The 14,542-nt window shown below is 59.9% G+C and carries 12 protein-coding genes; 9 read left to right on the forward strand and 3 right to left on the reverse strand.

What is annotated here, in order from left to right; genetic code table 11:
* Positions 1-40 precede the first annotated feature (40 nt).
* The 8 genes from ACXHRN_RS04605 (at position 41) to ACXHRN_RS04640 (ending at position 11,113) form a co-directional block, all read left to right on the forward strand.
* Positions 41-2,407: a beta-glucosidase family protein gene (locus ACXHRN_RS04605; protein ID WP_488640167.1), complete on the forward strand. Its 2,367-nt coding sequence runs from the start codon at positions 41-43 to the stop codon at positions 2,405-2,407.
* An 81-nt stretch (positions 2,408-2,488) separates the two neighbouring features.
* Positions 2,489-3,724 (forward strand): ABC transporter substrate-binding protein, encoded by a 1,236-nt coding sequence (locus ACXHRN_RS04610; protein ID WP_488640168.1) that lies wholly within the window; start codon positions 2,489-2,491, stop codon positions 3,722-3,724.
* A 154-nt stretch (positions 3,725-3,878) separates the two neighbouring features.
* Positions 3,879-4,754 (forward strand): carbohydrate ABC transporter permease, encoded by an 876-nt coding sequence (locus ACXHRN_RS04615; RefSeq protein WP_488640169.1) that lies wholly within the window; start codon positions 3,879-3,881, stop codon positions 4,752-4,754.
* Positions 4,755-4,810: 56 nt separating this feature from the next.
* Positions 4,811-5,635, forward strand: a complete 825-nt coding sequence (locus tag ACXHRN_RS04620; protein WP_488641824.1) for a carbohydrate ABC transporter permease — start codon at positions 4,811-4,813, stop codon at positions 5,633-5,635.
* Between the two features lie 2 nt (positions 5,636-5,637).
* Positions 5,638-6,708 (forward strand): ABC transporter ATP-binding protein, encoded by a 1,071-nt coding sequence (locus ACXHRN_RS04625; protein WP_488640170.1) that lies wholly within the window; start codon positions 5,638-5,640, stop codon positions 6,706-6,708.
* 392 nt (positions 6,709-7,100) lie between these two features.
* Entirely contained in the window at positions 7,101-8,672 is a 1,572-nt protein-coding gene (locus ACXHRN_RS04630; RefSeq protein ID WP_488640171.1) for an arylsulfatase, read from the forward strand.
* Positions 8,673-9,155: 483 nt separating this feature from the next.
* The gene (locus ACXHRN_RS04635; protein ID WP_488641825.1) at positions 9,156-10,067 is read left to right on the forward strand and encodes a formylglycine-generating enzyme family protein; all 912 of its coding nucleotides are present in this window, start codon (positions 9,156-9,158) and stop codon (positions 10,065-10,067) included.
* 74 nt (positions 10,068-10,141) lie between these two features.
* Positions 10,142-11,113, forward strand: coding sequence for an HAD family hydrolase (locus tag ACXHRN_RS04640; RefSeq protein ID WP_488641826.1), 972 nt, complete (start codon positions 10,142-10,144; stop codon positions 11,111-11,113).
* An 84-nt stretch (positions 11,114-11,197) separates the two neighbouring features.
* Here the strand turns inward: ACXHRN_RS04640 and ACXHRN_RS04645 are convergent, their stop codons facing one another.
* From ACXHRN_RS04645 to ACXHRN_RS04655, 3 genes are all read right to left on the reverse strand, one after another.
* Positions 11,198-11,503: a hypothetical protein gene (locus tag ACXHRN_RS04645; RefSeq protein ID WP_488641827.1), complete on the reverse strand. Its 306-nt coding sequence runs from the start codon at positions 11,501-11,503 to the stop codon at positions 11,198-11,200.
* A gap of 68 nt (positions 11,504-11,571) precedes the next feature.
* A complete protein-coding gene (locus ACXHRN_RS04650) occupies positions 11,572-12,276 on the reverse strand; it encodes a L,D-transpeptidase (protein ID WP_488640172.1) in 705 nt (234 codons plus the stop codon).
* Positions 12,273-13,220, reverse strand: a complete 948-nt coding sequence (locus ACXHRN_RS04655; RefSeq protein WP_488641828.1) for an ABC transporter substrate-binding protein — start codon at positions 13,218-13,220, stop codon at positions 12,273-12,275. Before ACXHRN_RS04655 ends, ACXHRN_RS04650 begins: the two co-directional genes overlap by 4 nt.
* 280 nt (positions 13,221-13,500) lie before the next feature.
* Here ACXHRN_RS04655 and ACXHRN_RS04660 point away from each other — a divergent pair, with 280 nt between their 5' ends.
* Complete coding sequence (locus ACXHRN_RS04660) at positions 13,501-14,526, forward strand: LacI family DNA-binding transcriptional regulator (RefSeq protein ID WP_488640173.1); 1,026 nt, start codon at positions 13,501-13,503, stop codon at positions 14,524-14,526.
* Positions 14,527-14,542: the final 16 nt, after the last annotated feature.

Raw genomic sequence — 14,542 nt, forward strand, 5'->3', positions numbered from 1 at the left:
CAAAGGCTGATGGCCGATGAGACAACGGGATGGAATGCCGATGACATGGAATATCTCCGACAAGGAACTCGATGCACTCGTCGCCCAGATGACGACCGAGGAGAAGATCGCATTGGTGAGCGGCAGCGGCCTGTGGCGGACGGCGGCCAATTATCGCCTCAATATTCCCGAAGTGCTGATGACTGACGGCACCTACGGCGTGCGTTATTCGATCGAACAGATCGATGGCGCGCAGGATAGCGACAGCCAGCTGGCGTCGTTCCTCAGCGTCGTCAACGCCGATCTGTCGCGTGGCGTCGAGGGCGCGTTCGGGTCTACCCGTCCGGCGACCTGCTTCCCCAACGGCTCGTCCTTTGCCTGCGCATGGGATGTCGATCTCGCCCGCGAGCTCGGCGAGGCGCTGGCAGTTGAATGCCAGGCCTTCGGCGTCAACATGCTGCTCGGGCCGGGTATCAATATTCGCCGCACGCCGCTCGCCGGCCGCAGCTACGAATACTATTCTGAAGATCCGATGCTGACGGGCGAGATCGCCGCAGCCGTAATCAACGGCCTGCAGGATAACGGCGTGGGCGCCTCGCTGAAGCACTTCGCTTGCAACAATTCCGAAGTCCAGCGCACCACGATGAGCTCCGAGGTTGAGGAACGTGCCCTGCGCGAGATCTATCTCGCCGGCTTCGAACGCGCCATTCGCAAGAGCAATCCATGGACGGTGATGAGCTCCTACAATCGCCTCAACGGCGTGCAGGCGGCTGAAAATCACTGGCTGCTGACCGAAGTGCTACGCGATGACTGGGGCTATGACGGCGTGGTGGTTTCCGACTGGCACGGCATCAAGGATCGCCCGGCCTCACTCAATGCCGGCAACGATCTCGACATGCCGGAAAGCGGCGCCCGCAAGCAGGAACTGCTCGAGGCGGTGGAAGCTGGCGACGTAGCCATGTCAACGCTCGACCTGTCGTGCCTGCGTATTCTCAAACTCGTGCGTACGGCCCGCAACGGTATCAAGCCGAATGCGACGGTCGATTTCCACAAGCATCACGAGCTCTCCCAGCGCATGGCTGCGGAATCGATCGTGCTGTTGAAGAACGAAGACAAGCTTCTGCCGATCAATGCCGAGAAGGTTCGCAAGATCGCAGTGATCGGACTTGCCGCGACCGAACCGGTCATCCAGGGTTCGGGCTGCGCCACGACGCGGCCGACCGAGGTCGATGTGCCTCTTGAAGAGATTCGCCGTCTTGCTGGCGGTGCTGCCGTCAGCTTCCATGGTTTTGGTGATTTCACCGCCGGCAGCAGCACGAAGCAGTCAGCGCTCTCCGATGTCGACAGCGCCGATATCGTGTTGTTCTTCGGCAATACTGAGGTCGGCTACGATGGCGAGGGGTCTGACCGCATGCATCTTAACCTGCACGATGGCCAGGACGACCTCATTGCCGCTCTCTCCAAGCGCAACAAGAAGTTCGTCGTTATTCTGGCAACTCCCGATGCAGTGGCCATGCCGTGGATTGACCAGACCGGCGCTGTTCTCTCGGCGTTCTTTGCCGGCCAGGGCGCAGGCCGGGCTCTGGCCGATGTCTTGTTCGGCAAGCAGAATCCCTGCGGAAAGCTCACCGTGACCTTCCCGGCGCAGCTTGAAGATACACCTGGCTTCCTCACCTATCCCGGCGAGAACAACCGGCACGTCTATAGTGAAGGCATCCATGTCGGATACCGCTCCTACGACAAGCGCAAGCTGAAGCCGCTTTTCCCGTTCGGTTTCGGGCTGAGCTTCGCCAAGTTCGAATATGCCAACATCGCGGTGGATGCGGATCGCATCAGCGCTTCGAGCACTGTCAAGATCTCGTTCGATATCACCAATACCGGCGATGTCGCGGGCAAGGAAATTGCCCAGGTCTACAGTCGTGCGCACGAGCCGCGCCTTCTGCGGCCACTGCGCGAGCTCAAGGGTTTCGCCAAGGTCAGCCTTGAGCCCGGCGAGACCAAGCGTGTCGAGGTGGTGATCGAAACGCGGGACCTCCGCTACTACGATCCGGATTATCGCGAGTGGCTGCTCGATGCCGGCAAGCTGACTTTCGAGGTCGGTGCATCCTCGCGCGATATTCGCCTCGAAGCGAGTGTCGAAGTCGAAGCGGCGGCGCGTCCATCGACAATCCTCAATGTCGAGAGCCAGCCGTTCATGGTGCTCGAACATGCCTTCGCCCGCGATCGCTTCGCTGCCTTCCTCAAGGAACAGCTCGAGATCGATGACGAGGAAGCCGAGAAGATGGTGGAATACTGCAACGGTTCGTTCCTCGGCATTTACAACACCGTTGCCTGGGTTGCCGGCGACAAGATCTCCAAAACCGTCATGGCCGAGTTCCTTGACAGCCTGAACAACGACATGGGGTCGGCCCTCGGCAAGGCCGCATAAGCACTGGAGAGGCATCCTGGGAGGATGCCTCTCGCATATCGAGAATGTCTTCAACGATAACGCATGGAAAGCGAGATTGACATGAACCTCCGATACCTCACTGCAAGCATGGCCACGCTTGGTCTTCTGGCGACTGCCGCTCCGGTGCTCGCCCAGACGGTCGATGTGCAACAATACTGGACCAGCGCCAGCGAATCCAAGGCGATGAACGCCATCGCCGATGCCTACAAGGCCAAGGGCGGCAAGTGGATCGACAGCCCGTCTGCCGATTTTGACTCGACGATCGCAGCGGCCACCAGCCGCATTGCCGGCGGCGAACCCCCGTCGGCCGTGCTGATGACGCCGAGTGCCGCGATGCGTGACCTTGCCAAGTCGGGACAGCTTCGGCACTTCGACGACATGGCCGCTGCCGGTGGCTGGCAAAAGGTCATGCCGCCGCTGATCTGGAACAAGCTCAGCGTCGATGGTCACCTTGTCGCCCTGCCAGTCGGCATCCATGCCGATAACTGGATCTGGTATTCCAAGCCGCTGTTCGATGAATTGAAGATCGAAGAGCCCAAGAGCCTCGACGAGATGTTTGCTGCCGCCGACAAGCTGAAGGCGGCGGGTCACACGGCATTTGCGGTGGGTGGCGAACCCTGGCAGGAAGTCTCGATTTTCACCGACATGGTCATCGCTCTAGGCGGGCCGGAATATTGGAACCAGCTGTTTATCAAGCGTGACCCTGAAGCCATGAAGTCGCCTATCCTCCCCAAGGCCTTCGACCTCTACCGCAAGGTATCGACCTATGTCGATCCGGCAAGCCCGGGCCGCTCGTGGAACGACACCACCAACATGGTGATCAACGGCAAGGGCGGCATGCAGTTCATGGGCGACTGGGCCCGAGGCGAATTCCTCGCTGCCGGCAAGGTGCCGGGCAAGGACTTCGGCTGTTTCCTGGCGCCGAGCGACAAGCCGGCCTATGCGGTGATCGTCGATATCTTCGCGTTCCCGGTCAACAAGGACGAAGATCGCATCAAGGGCCAGACCCTGCTCGCTGACAGCATCATGGATCCCGCCGTCGAAGCCAAGATAGCATCGGTCAAGGGTTCGGTTCCGTCGCGATCGGATGTCGACACCAGCATGCTCGACAGCTGCGCTGCCAAGGGCGTGAAGGCGCTGGCAACCCCAGGGCTGGCAGTTTCCGCTTCCTATGACGCATTGCCGGGGGATCTCAATGGTCAGATGACCGATCTGGCAACGCAGTTCTGGACTGACCCGTCAATGACCAGCGAAGCTGCCGTCGAGCGCCTGACGGCCATTTTGCAAAGCGAGTGATACACGGTCGCGGCCGGGTGGGGCGATAAGCCCGCCTGGCCGTGATGTCCGCCAAAGCGGACCGGAGGAGGGCAGCGCTGATATGATTTTGAATCAGGATCGATACGGGGATGAATGCGATGTGCGCTTTCCACGCTCCGCGTCAGGAGGCAAGATGACTACCTGGTTGCAGCGACAGGCCTATCGGCCGGACATTGCGGTTGCAGTGTTCTTCGCCCTGGTCGCCATCTTCTTCTACGGTTCGATCTTCTGGACCTTCTATATGTCGCTGACGCGCTCGACGCTGATGCCGAACTACCAGCTGATCGGATTTGACCAATATATCAAGCTGTTCACCAATCATCGCTGGCTAGTTTCGTGCCTCAACATGGTGATTTTCGGCGTGCTTTACATCGTCGGTACGCTCGCCTTCGGCATGCTGCTCGCTGTATTCGCCGACCGCCGCATCACGGCGGAATCGCTGTTCCGGACGATCTTCCTCTATCCGCTTGCAGTCTCGCTGATCGTCACCGGTCTCTCCTGGCGCTGGGTACTCGATCCGGTCAACGGGCTGCAGGCGCTTGTTCGCCAGACCGGCTGGGAGAGCTTTACCTTCGACTGGCTCACCAATCCCGATCGCGCCATCTATACGCTGGTCATCGCCAGCATCTGGCATTCGGCCGGTCTCGTCATGGTGATCGTGCTCGCGGGTCTGCGTGGCATCGACAACGACCTGTGGAAAGCCATCCGCATGGAAGGCATCCCGTTGTGGCGCGCCTATCTGCAGGTAATCTTTCCCGGCATGCGGCCGATCATCGCCTCCTGTGTGGTGCTGCTGATGTCGGAAGTCATTCGCGGCTATGACCTGATCATCGCCATGACCAAGGGCGGGCCGGGCATCTCGACGGAAATGCCCGCCAAGTTCGCCGTCGATTTCTATTTCGCCCGCGTCAATCTCGGCCTGGCTTCGGCCGCATCGATCATGATGCTGGTGCTGTCGCTGGTTCTGCTCGCGCCCTACTTCTACACGGAATTCAGGAGGCGCACGTGAGCTACGCTGTCTCGTCCCGCAATAGTAGTTTCGGACCACGCGCTGCACGCATCGGCATGTATGTGTTTCTGGTGGTTTCGGCTGTATTCTTCCTGCTGCCACTGATGCTGGTGATCATCAATTCGCTGAAGCCGATGGAGGAAATCCGTCAGGGCAACCTTCTGGCCCTGCCGATCAACCCGAATTTCGACGCCTGGGTCACAGCGTGGCAGAGCGCGTGTTCCGGTCTCGATTGCGGAGGGGTCCGCCCGGGCCTGTGGAATTCGATCAAGATCACCGTTCCCGCCGTGGTGATCTCGACGCTGGCTGGCGCGCTGAATGGGTATGCGCTGGCGCAATGGAAATCGCGTCATGCCAATCTGATCATGCTGCTCGTGACGGTGGGGTTGTTCATTCCCTATCAGGCGATGCTCTATCCGACGGTGAAGATCCTCAGCAATGTTGGGCTGTTCCGCACCTATGCCGGCATCGTCTTCGTGCACGTGATCTACGGCCTGCCATACACGACGCTGCTGTTTCGCAATTTCTACATCGGCGTGCCGGATGAGATCAGCCGGGCGGCGCGCATGGAAGGGGCTAGCTTCCTCAGGACCTTCTGGTCGATCATCCTGCCGATCTCGACAAACATCCTCGTCGTCGTCGCCATCCTGCAATTTACCGGCATCTGGAACGACTACCTGCTCGGCCTGATCTTTGCCGGCAACGACAACATGCCGATGACCGTGCAGCTCACCAATATCGTCAACAATGCGCGCGGCGCCGCCTTTCCGAACGTCAACATGGCGGCGGCCCTGATCACGGCCATACCGACGCTTGTCGTCTATTTTCTCTCCGGTCGCTATTTCGTGCGCGGCATCGCCGCAGGCGCGGTCAAAGGTTGAACATGTCCAGTGTGTCCATTCGCCAGATCAAGAAATCCTTCGCGGGCCTCACCATCCTCGATTCCGTCGATATGGAAATCGAACCCGGCGAGTTCATCGTCATCCTCGGGCCGTCCGGCTGCGGAAAATCGACGCTGCTGAATGTCATTGCCGGTCTTGACGATTCCGATGCCGGCCAGATCCTGATCGGCGGCGATGATGTCACCGGCCGCGAGCCGAGCCAGCGGGGTCTTGCCATGGTGTTCCAGTCCTATGCGCTGTTTCCCGCCATGACCGTTCGGCGCAATCTCTCCTTCGGGATGCAGATATCAGGCACGCCCAAGGCGACCATCGAGGAGAAGGTCGCCTGGGTTGCCAAGCTGTTGCAGATCGAGCCGCTGCTCGAACGCAAGCCCAGCCAGCTTTCCGGTGGTCAGCGCCAGCGCGTCGCGATTGGCCGCGCGCTGGTGCGCTCGTCCAGCATCTGCCTGTTCGATGAGCCGCTTTCCAATCTCGACGCCAAGCTGCGTGCCGAGACCCGCGTGGAACTCAAGCAACTGCACGAGACGCTGAAGTCGACGATGATCTACGTGACCCACGACCAGATAGAGGCCATGACCATGGCTGACCGTGTCGCAGTCATGCACAAGGGCAAGGTCGAGCAGTTCGCTCACCCGCAGTCGATCTACGAGAAGCCTGCCAGCCTGTTCGTCGCCGGCTTCGTCGGATCGCCGGCGATGAATTTCCTTGAAGGCAAGCTCGATGCCGAAGGTCGGTTTACGACCGGCGATATCAGCATCGACACATCGGCCTATGCCTTCCAGACCGCTCCTTCTTCCGGCGATGTCGTGCTCGGCGTCCGTTGCGAGGATATCAGCGTTGTCGCAGCAGGCGAAGCCGGCAGCATTCCAGCAACACTGGCATTCACCGAACTCCTCGGCGCAGATGCGCTTTCCTGGTTTGATTGTCTCGGCAAACGTTTCAGCGTGCGCCTCAGCGTCGATGCGGCGCGTGCGCTTGAAAAGAATGTCGGCCTGAGGTTCAACATGGCCAAGGCTTCGATCTTTTCCGCAGCGACTGAACGGCGACTTTAAGCCAGAAGCAACTCCGAACGATCTGGCCGTTCCCCCTCAGCGCCGATCCCGGCAAGCCCGCTCGTCGCAGTTGCCGGTGGCGGCCGAAACTGACTGCAATCGCAGCAAAATTCCGGTTTATGTTACGTAACATTGGGGCATTTACGTCCCGCCGCGAGATTTGCGGCCGTTTCTGTAACCGTTACGTACTTCTCTCCCGAAGTTCTTCTGTCAGGATCACGTTGCTCACACCGTTCCCGCGATTGGAGCGATCAGATTCCCATGCCTTTGGCTTGGCGATCTGTGCGAACGGCCCAGAATTCAACGACGAAGCAATGGGAGTTAAACGTATGCCAGATAGATCAGGTATTCTTCGATCGTCGATCGCGTCGATAAAAAGCAAAGGGCGTTCCATGCTGTTCGCCGGCGTTGCCACCGCCGGGACAATCGCGCTCACCGCCGCCATCGGCTCCGCTCCGGCCTATGCGCAGGAAGCCGCCCAGCCGAACATTCTGGTGATCTTCGGCGACGATGTCGGCCAGACCAACATCTCGGCCTATTCGTTCGGCGTAACGGGCTACAGGACGCCAAACATCGACCGCATCGCCAAGGAAGGCATGATGTTCACGGATTATTATGCCGAGAACAGTTGCACGGCGGGACGTTCGACATTCATCACCGGCCAGGTCTGCCTGCGGACCGGCCTTTGCAAAGTCGGCATTCCGGGCGCGACCGTCGGCCTTCAGGCACGCGACGTCACGATCGCCCAGGCGTTGAAGCCACTCGGTTATGCCACCGGCCAGTTCGGCAAGAACCATCTCGGTGATCGCGATGAATTCCTGCCCACCAACCACGGCTTCGACGAGTTCTTCGGCAATCTCTACCACCTGAATGCCGAGGAAGAGCCGGAGCGGCCTTATTATCCCAAGGACGATACGGCGTTCGTAAAGAACAATTCCCCACGCGGCGTTCTCCACGCTTTTGCGGATGGGAAGATCGAGGATACCGGCCCGCTGAACCGCAAGCGCATGGAAACGGTGGACGACGAGACCACCGCAGCGGCCATCGAGTTCATGCAAAAGCAGGCAAAGGCAGGAAAACCCTTCTTCACCTGGATGAACACAACGCGCATGCACGCTTTCACGCATGTCCGGCAGAGCATGCAGGGCCAGAGCGGCATGCCAGGTAACGAATATGCCGATGGCATGCTCGAACATGACGGCGATGTGGGCAAGTTGTTGAAGGCTCTCGACGATCTCAAGATCGCCGACAACACGATCGTGCTCTATACGACCGACAACGGTCCCAATCAGTGGTCATGGCCGGATTCGGCAACGACGCCGTTCCGCGCTGAAAAGGACACCAACTGGGAAGGCGCCTTCCGCGTTCCCGCTCTCATCCGTTGGCCGAATCACATCAAGGCCGGCGAAGTTTCGAACCAGATGGTATCGGGCCTCGATTGGTTCCCGACGCTGGTGGCCGCTGCTGGCAACGCCGATGTCAAAGACCAGTTGCTCAAAGGAACCGATCTCAATGGCAAGCAGTCCAAGGTTCACCTCGACGGCTACAACCAGCTTCCCTATTTGACGGGGAAGGAGCAAAAGTCCGCGCGCAACGACTTCTTTTACTTCGATGACGATGGTCAGTTGGTCGGCTATCGTTACAATAACTGGAAGATCGTCTTTTGCGAGCAGCGGAAGCCCGGCGGCTTCGAAGTCTGGTCCAATCCGTTCACTTGCCTGCGCGCCCCCAAGGTCTTCAACTTGCGCATGGACCCCTACGAACGCGCCGACATCGTCTCTGACCAGTACTATGACTGGCTGGCACAGAACGCCTACCTCATCCAGTATGGCGTTTGGCGCGTCGCACCGTTCCTCGGTACCTTCAAGGAATACCCTCCGAGTCAGCGGCCGGCGAGCTTCAGCGTTGACCAGATGGTTGAGGCGCTGATGAAGTCTCTCGATCAGGCGCCTGGCGCGAAGTAGCAGCCACGTCTGGCTATGACAAACCGGTTGGTGCTTAGAGCGCCAGCCGGCCTGCCGACTGGGTCAAAAACACTGGTGGTGCTCGACGAACCAGAGCGACCAAGAGGGCTGGGAGCGCTACGGCCGGACCGTCGCGAAGGAAACACCCGGCAATGCCTGTTACGGATGGTTCTACGGCGAGGCGTCACAATGAGCACCAGAGATCATATTTCTGGCGTTGGGTAAGCGCATGGTACCGCGCCGACAGATACTAATCCTTCGCCAAGGCTTGGCACGGCTCAATCCGTGATCAACATTGTCGCCATATATGCGCGATGTTACCGTTACGTACTTCAATCAGGGATGTCTTCGTTGCATGTAAACGTGAGAGAGTAGTCTGGGACCAGGCCATGGGTCGCATGGAGAAGGAGGACGACATTGCTTTCGGAAGCTGAAACGAACGCGTCGCCAGTTTTGCGATCGAGTGGCACTACCCCGCGCGAAATGATCTGGATTCCGGCCAAGACCTATCTGATGGGGTCGAACGACCATTATCCGGAAGAGGCGCCGGTGCACCCGGTTTCCGTGGATGGCTTCTGGATCGACGCGACGCCGGTGACCAACCGGCAGTTCGCTGAGTTCGTCAAGGCGACGGGCCATGTGACGATGGCCGAGAAAGCGCCGAAGGCTGAGGACTATCCCGGCGCGCTGCCGGAGATGTTGCGGGCCGGATCACTGGTGTTCACGCCGCCCAAGCACGCCGTTGCCACCAACGACATTTCGCAGTGGTGGAGTTTCAAGTTCGGCGCCGACTGGCGCCATCCCTATGGTCCCCGCAGTGACATCCGTGGCAAGTTCGACCATCCCGTCGTGCACGTGGCGTATTCAGATGCCAAGGCCTATGCCGACTGGGCGGGGCTGGACTTGGCCACCGAAGCCGAATGGGAGCTGGCCGCACGTGGTGGCCTGGATGGTGCAGACTATGCTTGGGGCGATGTGTTCATGCCGGACGACCGGAGGATGGCAAATACCTGGCTCGGTGTATTTCCGCACCAAAGTCTCAAACCCAAGGGCCTTGACCGGACCTCGGCGGTGGGCAGCTTCCCGGCCAATGGCTACGGGCTCTACGACATGATCGGTAATGTCTGGGAATGGACGAGCGATTATTGGTCGACCCAGCATGAGGCGCCGGCGCCCAAGGCCTGCTGTATCCCGGAAAACCCGCGTGGCGGCTCTGCCGAGGCGAGCTACGATCCCCGCCTGCCGGACATCCGCATCACCCGGCGGGTGCTGAAGGGCGGCTCGCATCTCTGCGCACCCAACTATTGCCGCCGCTATCGCCCCGCCGCCCGCCATGCGGAGCCCGACGATACATCGACCAGCCATGTCGGCTTTCGCTGCGTGCGGCGTACATAAGAGGCCAGCGGATCTCAAGCACCCCGGAGGAAGCCATGTTGAAACATCTATCCCCGGCTCGCTTTGCAAATCTGATGGTTATCGTGTTCGTCCTGCTGGTCGCACCGGCCATCGCGCTTGCCCAGGAAGTGCTTCCCTCGTGGAACGATGGGGCGACCAAGGCGTCGATCGTCGATTTCGTCAAGGCGGTGACCATCGAAGGCGGCGACAAGTTCGTACCGGTCGAGGATCGCATCGCGGTGTTCGACAACGACGGCACGCTGTGGACCGAGCATCCCATCTATTTCCAGTTCGCCTTTGCGCTCGACCGGGTGAAAGCAATGGCGCCGGACCATCCCGAATGGAAGGAGAACGAGCCCTTCAAATCCATCCTTGCCGGCGACATGAACGGGCTCGCCGCCAGCGGCGAAAAAGGCCTTGTTGAAGTGATGATGGAAACCCATGCGGGCATGAGCACCGACGATTTTACCAAGATCGTCACAGACTGGTTTGCCGGCGCCCAGCATCCGCGCTTCAAGAAGCATTATAACGAACTGACCTACCTGCCGATGCGCGAGCTGCTTGACTATCTCCGCGCCAACGGCTTCAAGACCTATATCGTCTCAGGCGGTGGCGTCGAGTTCATGCGACCGATGACCGAAGCGATGTACGGCATCCCGCCGGAGCAGGTGATCGGTAGCCGGATAACCACCAAATACATGCTCAAGGACGACAAGCCCGTGCTGATGCGCGAGGCGAAAGTCGACTTCATCGATGACAAGGCAGGCAAGCCCGTGGGGATCAATTCGATCATCGGTCGCCGCCCGATTTTCGTCGCCGGCAATTCGGATGGCGACTACGAGATGCTGCGCTGGAGCACCGCTGGCGAGGGCCCACGCCTCGGCATCATCGTCCACCATACCGATGAAGTGCGTGAATATGCGTATGACAAGGACACGAAGGTCGGCAAGCTCGACAAAGCCATGACTGAAGCGCCCAGCCGCGGCTGGGTGCTCGTCGACATGAAGAATGATTGGAAGAAGATCTACGCCTTCGAAGGCAAGTAGACGGCTGAGGAACCTCTCGCACAAACAAAAGAGCCGGTCCGCCATCAAGGTGGACCGGCTCTTTTGTTTGTGGTGGTGGTCGTATCAGGTTGGTGCCGCGGCCGGCAGCACCGATTTCACGGTGCCGTTGACATCGACGGTACAAGTGAATTTCTTGCCGCTCGCGTCGAGTTCGACGCTGTAGTTCTGGTCGTCGATCTTGGCTGAGCTGACCGGAAGGATCTTGGCCGCCTCCACCTTTGCGGTGGTTGCCGCAGCGTTGGCGCAGAGCAGTTGCAGGTCAGCAGGCGCGGTGTCGGTGGTGGTGCGCGCCATCTTGTCGGGTGGCGGCGCAGACTGGCACGCGGCAAGCGGACTTGCGCATGCCAGAACGATGACAAACTGCTTCATGCGACGGGAATTTGCAAATCTCTTCAGCACGCCCTCATCCTCCAAAGTCTCTTGGTTTAAAAGCCGGTTCAGACACCCTTGTAGAGCGCGGCACCCTGCATCAGCACGATGACCTTGTTGCCGACCGCCACGCGCGAATGCAGATCCGTGATGTCGTCGTTGCGCATGCGGATGCATCCCGAAGACACGTCGAGCCCGATCGTCCAAGGTTCGGGAGTGCCATGGATGCGGTAGATCGTGTCGCGGTCGCCCTCATAGAGATAGAGCGCGAACGCACCGAGCGGGTTGTCCGGTCCGCCGGGCATGCCGGCTGCCCATTTCTTCGCCTTGTCGTCGCGCAGCACCATTTCGGCAGGCGGCGTCCAGGTCGGCCATTGCTCGGACATGCGACCGATACGCACGATGCCGGCCCAGCCGAAGCCATCGCGGCCAACGCCGATGCCGTAGCGGACTGCCTGGCCGTTGGCCTGGACGAGATAGAGGTAGTGCTGGTTGCCGTCGATGATGATCGTTCCGGGACGCTCGGCCGTGCGAAAGGTGACCGTCTGCATGCGGAAGGCTTCCGGCAATTGCTTCTTGTTGTGGGTGTAATATTGCCGTGCCTTCTTGCTGTCGAAATTGACCCACTTGCGCGCCTTGGGATCCCAGATCTGCGTCTTCGCCATGGCCTGCGTCGCGGGCAGTGCAGTCATCGGGGTGAGGGTTGCGGCGCCGGCGGCAACCATCATGCCGAGGAATTTGCGCCGGTCAGGTGCGTGGAAACGATCTGTCATGGCTTGGCCCACCCATCGACGCGTGCTTTCTGGGCATCCACCCATTTGGTTGCGAATTCGAACGGCACCTGCCGCTCCACCTGCAGCGCGTAACTCATCGCGGTGACTTCATCCGTGGTGAAATCGACCTTCTCGAGAAACTTGGCGATATCGGGATGCTTGGTGGCGAAGGTCACGCCGTAGGCAATGTGGAAGCGCGCCGCATCCCAGGCTACCGGTGCGCTGGACTTGGAGATCCACAGGGGATCGCTTGCCGACGCGATCTTCCATTTTACTGCGTCATACGGCGGCTCACTGAGCTTGACGATATCATGCAGCTTGAAGACATGGTGTGGCGTATAGCAGTAAAAAACCATCGGCTGCTGTGTCGCGACCGCCGCATCGACCGCCGCCATGGCAACGTCTTCCTCAGCTTCGACCAACGTCACATTCTTCGACCATCCAAAGCTGTTCGCCCGCACGCGTTCGATGCCGGTCGAAAGCCACGTGTTCGCACCGATCCAGACCTCGCCCTTGCCATCGCCATCGGTATCCAGCGCCTTGGTCTTTTCCGGATCGCTGAGATCGGCAACGCTCTTGATGCCGACGGTGTTGGCGGCGGCCGGCGTGGCACAGAGCCCTTGCCAAGCGGCAACTGAATGTTGGGTTAATATGACTGACTTTTTCTCCGCCACGTATTTTTTGATGATGTCGTCATAATTGGGCCGCCAGACCTCCGGATGGATGGCGACCTTGCCCGAGTCCAGGCCTGCAAACGCGCCGAGCGCGCCCAATTCCTGGACATCGGCGTCGAGGCCGAATTCCTTCTTGATCGCGACTTTGAGAATGTTGGCGCTGGCCTGTCCGGAGGGCCAATTGGGCATGGCGATCAGCAGATCCGCCGCCTGCGCAGACGTGCCTGCCGCTGCCAATGCCAGCGTTGCACCAAAGAACCTAGACAACATATCCACAGAGCCCCTCCCGCCTGAGATGCCTTTTCTCGTGCTGCTTATGCGTGGTTCATCATTAACCGCGTAGTTGTCATTTGAAGGCAGTGCACCACTTTCTGGCGCGGGAGTCAATCGCAGAACGGGCCGGCCAGCGCGCAAGTAGCGATGTGAATGCAACTTAAAAACGCATGTGAGATGCGTGCTTGAAGAGAACCGAATAGCAGATTTTCAGGCTTGATAGCGCTGTCATTTTGGCCCAAGAGTCTGGTGATCGATACAGGGGCTCGACATCGCAATGGTGCTGGACAAGCTAGAGAAACCAAGGCGAGCGCCGGCGACGCTGGCGCAAGTGGCGCGCATGGCTGGTGTCAGCGAGATCACGGTTTCGCGCGCGGTTCGCAATCATCCGTCGGTCACCGAGGCCACGCGTGCCCGCGTGCTCGAGGTGGTGCGCGAGCTTGGCTATGTGCCGAACCGGATCGCTGGCAGTCTCGCCTCGACGGGATCGAAGCTGCTTGGCGTCATCGTGCCGTCGCTCTCCAACATCGTTTTTCCCGAGGTTCTGGCCGGCATTCATGCCGCAGCCGGTGCTGCCGGATACCAGGCCTTCATGGGCGTGTCAGGCTACGATCCCAATGAGGAGGAACGGCTCGTCGGCTCGCTGCTTTCATGGAAGCCGGCGGCAATGCTGATTGCCGGTTTCGACCATACCGAGGCCGCGCGGCGATATCTGCTCGATAGCGACGTGCGTGTCGCCGAACTGATGGATATCGGCGAGGAGCCGATCGACGTTGCTGTAGGGCTTTCGCATTTCGAGGCGGGCAGGGCGACCGGGAAATATCTGATCGGGCGAGGCTATCGACGCATCGGCTATGTCGGGCACGACTGGGACGCAGACCGCCGGGCGCGCATTCGTCATGACGGGTTGTGCGCGGCGCTCTCCGAGGCAGGGCTGTCGCTGGTTGGAGAGAAACGGTTTGAGGGACCGAGTTCGGCGCTAGCCGGACGCGATACGCTTGCGGCGCTGCTGGCTGATTTTCCCGATATTGATGCCGTGGTGTTTTCCAACGACGACATGGCGATCGGCGGGGTGTTTCATCTGATCGCCGCCGGAATCCCGGTGAAGGAAAAGGTTGCAGTGTTCGGCTTCAACGGGCTCGATATCGGCCAGGTGCTGCCGTTTCCGCTGTCCACCGTGCGCTCCAACCGCTTCAATATCGGCAAGACGGCGGTGGAGATCGTGCTGCAATCTGCCGAGCGGCCCAGCCAGCGGCAGATCGTGGATACGGGCTTTGACATCATCGAAGGCGCGACGGCGTGAACCTGTCACCAGAAGG

It is taken from the genome of Shinella sp. OV683 (assembly GCF_057787725.1).

Excerpts from the sequence above, each read along its gene's own strand:
- ACXHRN_RS04605 (WP_488640167.1), top strand. The coding sequence starts at position 41 with ATGACATGGAATATCTCCGACAAGGAACTCGATGCACTCGTCGCCCAG.
- ACXHRN_RS04610 (WP_488640168.1), top strand. The coding sequence starts at position 2,489 with ATGAACCTCCGATACCTCACTGCAAGCATGGCCACGCTTGGTCTTCTG.
- ACXHRN_RS04615 (WP_488640169.1), top strand. The coding sequence starts at position 3,879 with ATGACTACCTGGTTGCAGCGACAGGCCTATCGGCCGGACATTGCGGTT.
- ACXHRN_RS04620 (WP_488641824.1), top strand. The coding sequence starts at position 4,811 with ATGTATGTGTTTCTGGTGGTTTCGGCTGTATTCTTCCTGCTGCCACTG.
- ACXHRN_RS04625 (WP_488640170.1), top strand. The coding sequence starts at position 5,638 with ATGTCCAGTGTGTCCATTCGCCAGATCAAGAAATCCTTCGCGGGCCTC.
- ACXHRN_RS04630 (WP_488640171.1), top strand. The coding sequence starts at position 7,101 with ATGCTGTTCGCCGGCGTTGCCACCGCCGGGACAATCGCGCTCACCGCC.
- ACXHRN_RS04635 (WP_488641825.1), top strand. The coding sequence starts at position 9,156 with ATGATCTGGATTCCGGCCAAGACCTATCTGATGGGGTCGAACGACCAT.
- ACXHRN_RS04640 (WP_488641826.1), top strand. The coding sequence starts at position 10,142 with ATGGTTATCGTGTTCGTCCTGCTGGTCGCACCGGCCATCGCGCTTGCC.
- ACXHRN_RS04645 (WP_488641827.1), bottom strand. The coding sequence starts at position 11,503 with ATGAAGCAGTTTGTCATCGTTCTGGCATGCGCAAGTCCGCTTGCCGCG.
- ACXHRN_RS04650 (WP_488640172.1), bottom strand. The coding sequence starts at position 12,276 with ATGACAGATCGTTTCCACGCACCTGACCGGCGCAAATTCCTCGGCATG.
- ACXHRN_RS04655 (WP_488641828.1), bottom strand. The coding sequence starts at position 13,220 with ATGTTGTCTAGGTTCTTTGGTGCAACGCTGGCATTGGCAGCGGCAGGC.
- ACXHRN_RS04660 (WP_488640173.1), top strand. The coding sequence starts at position 13,501 with ATGGTGCTGGACAAGCTAGAGAAACCAAGGCGAGCGCCGGCGACGCTG.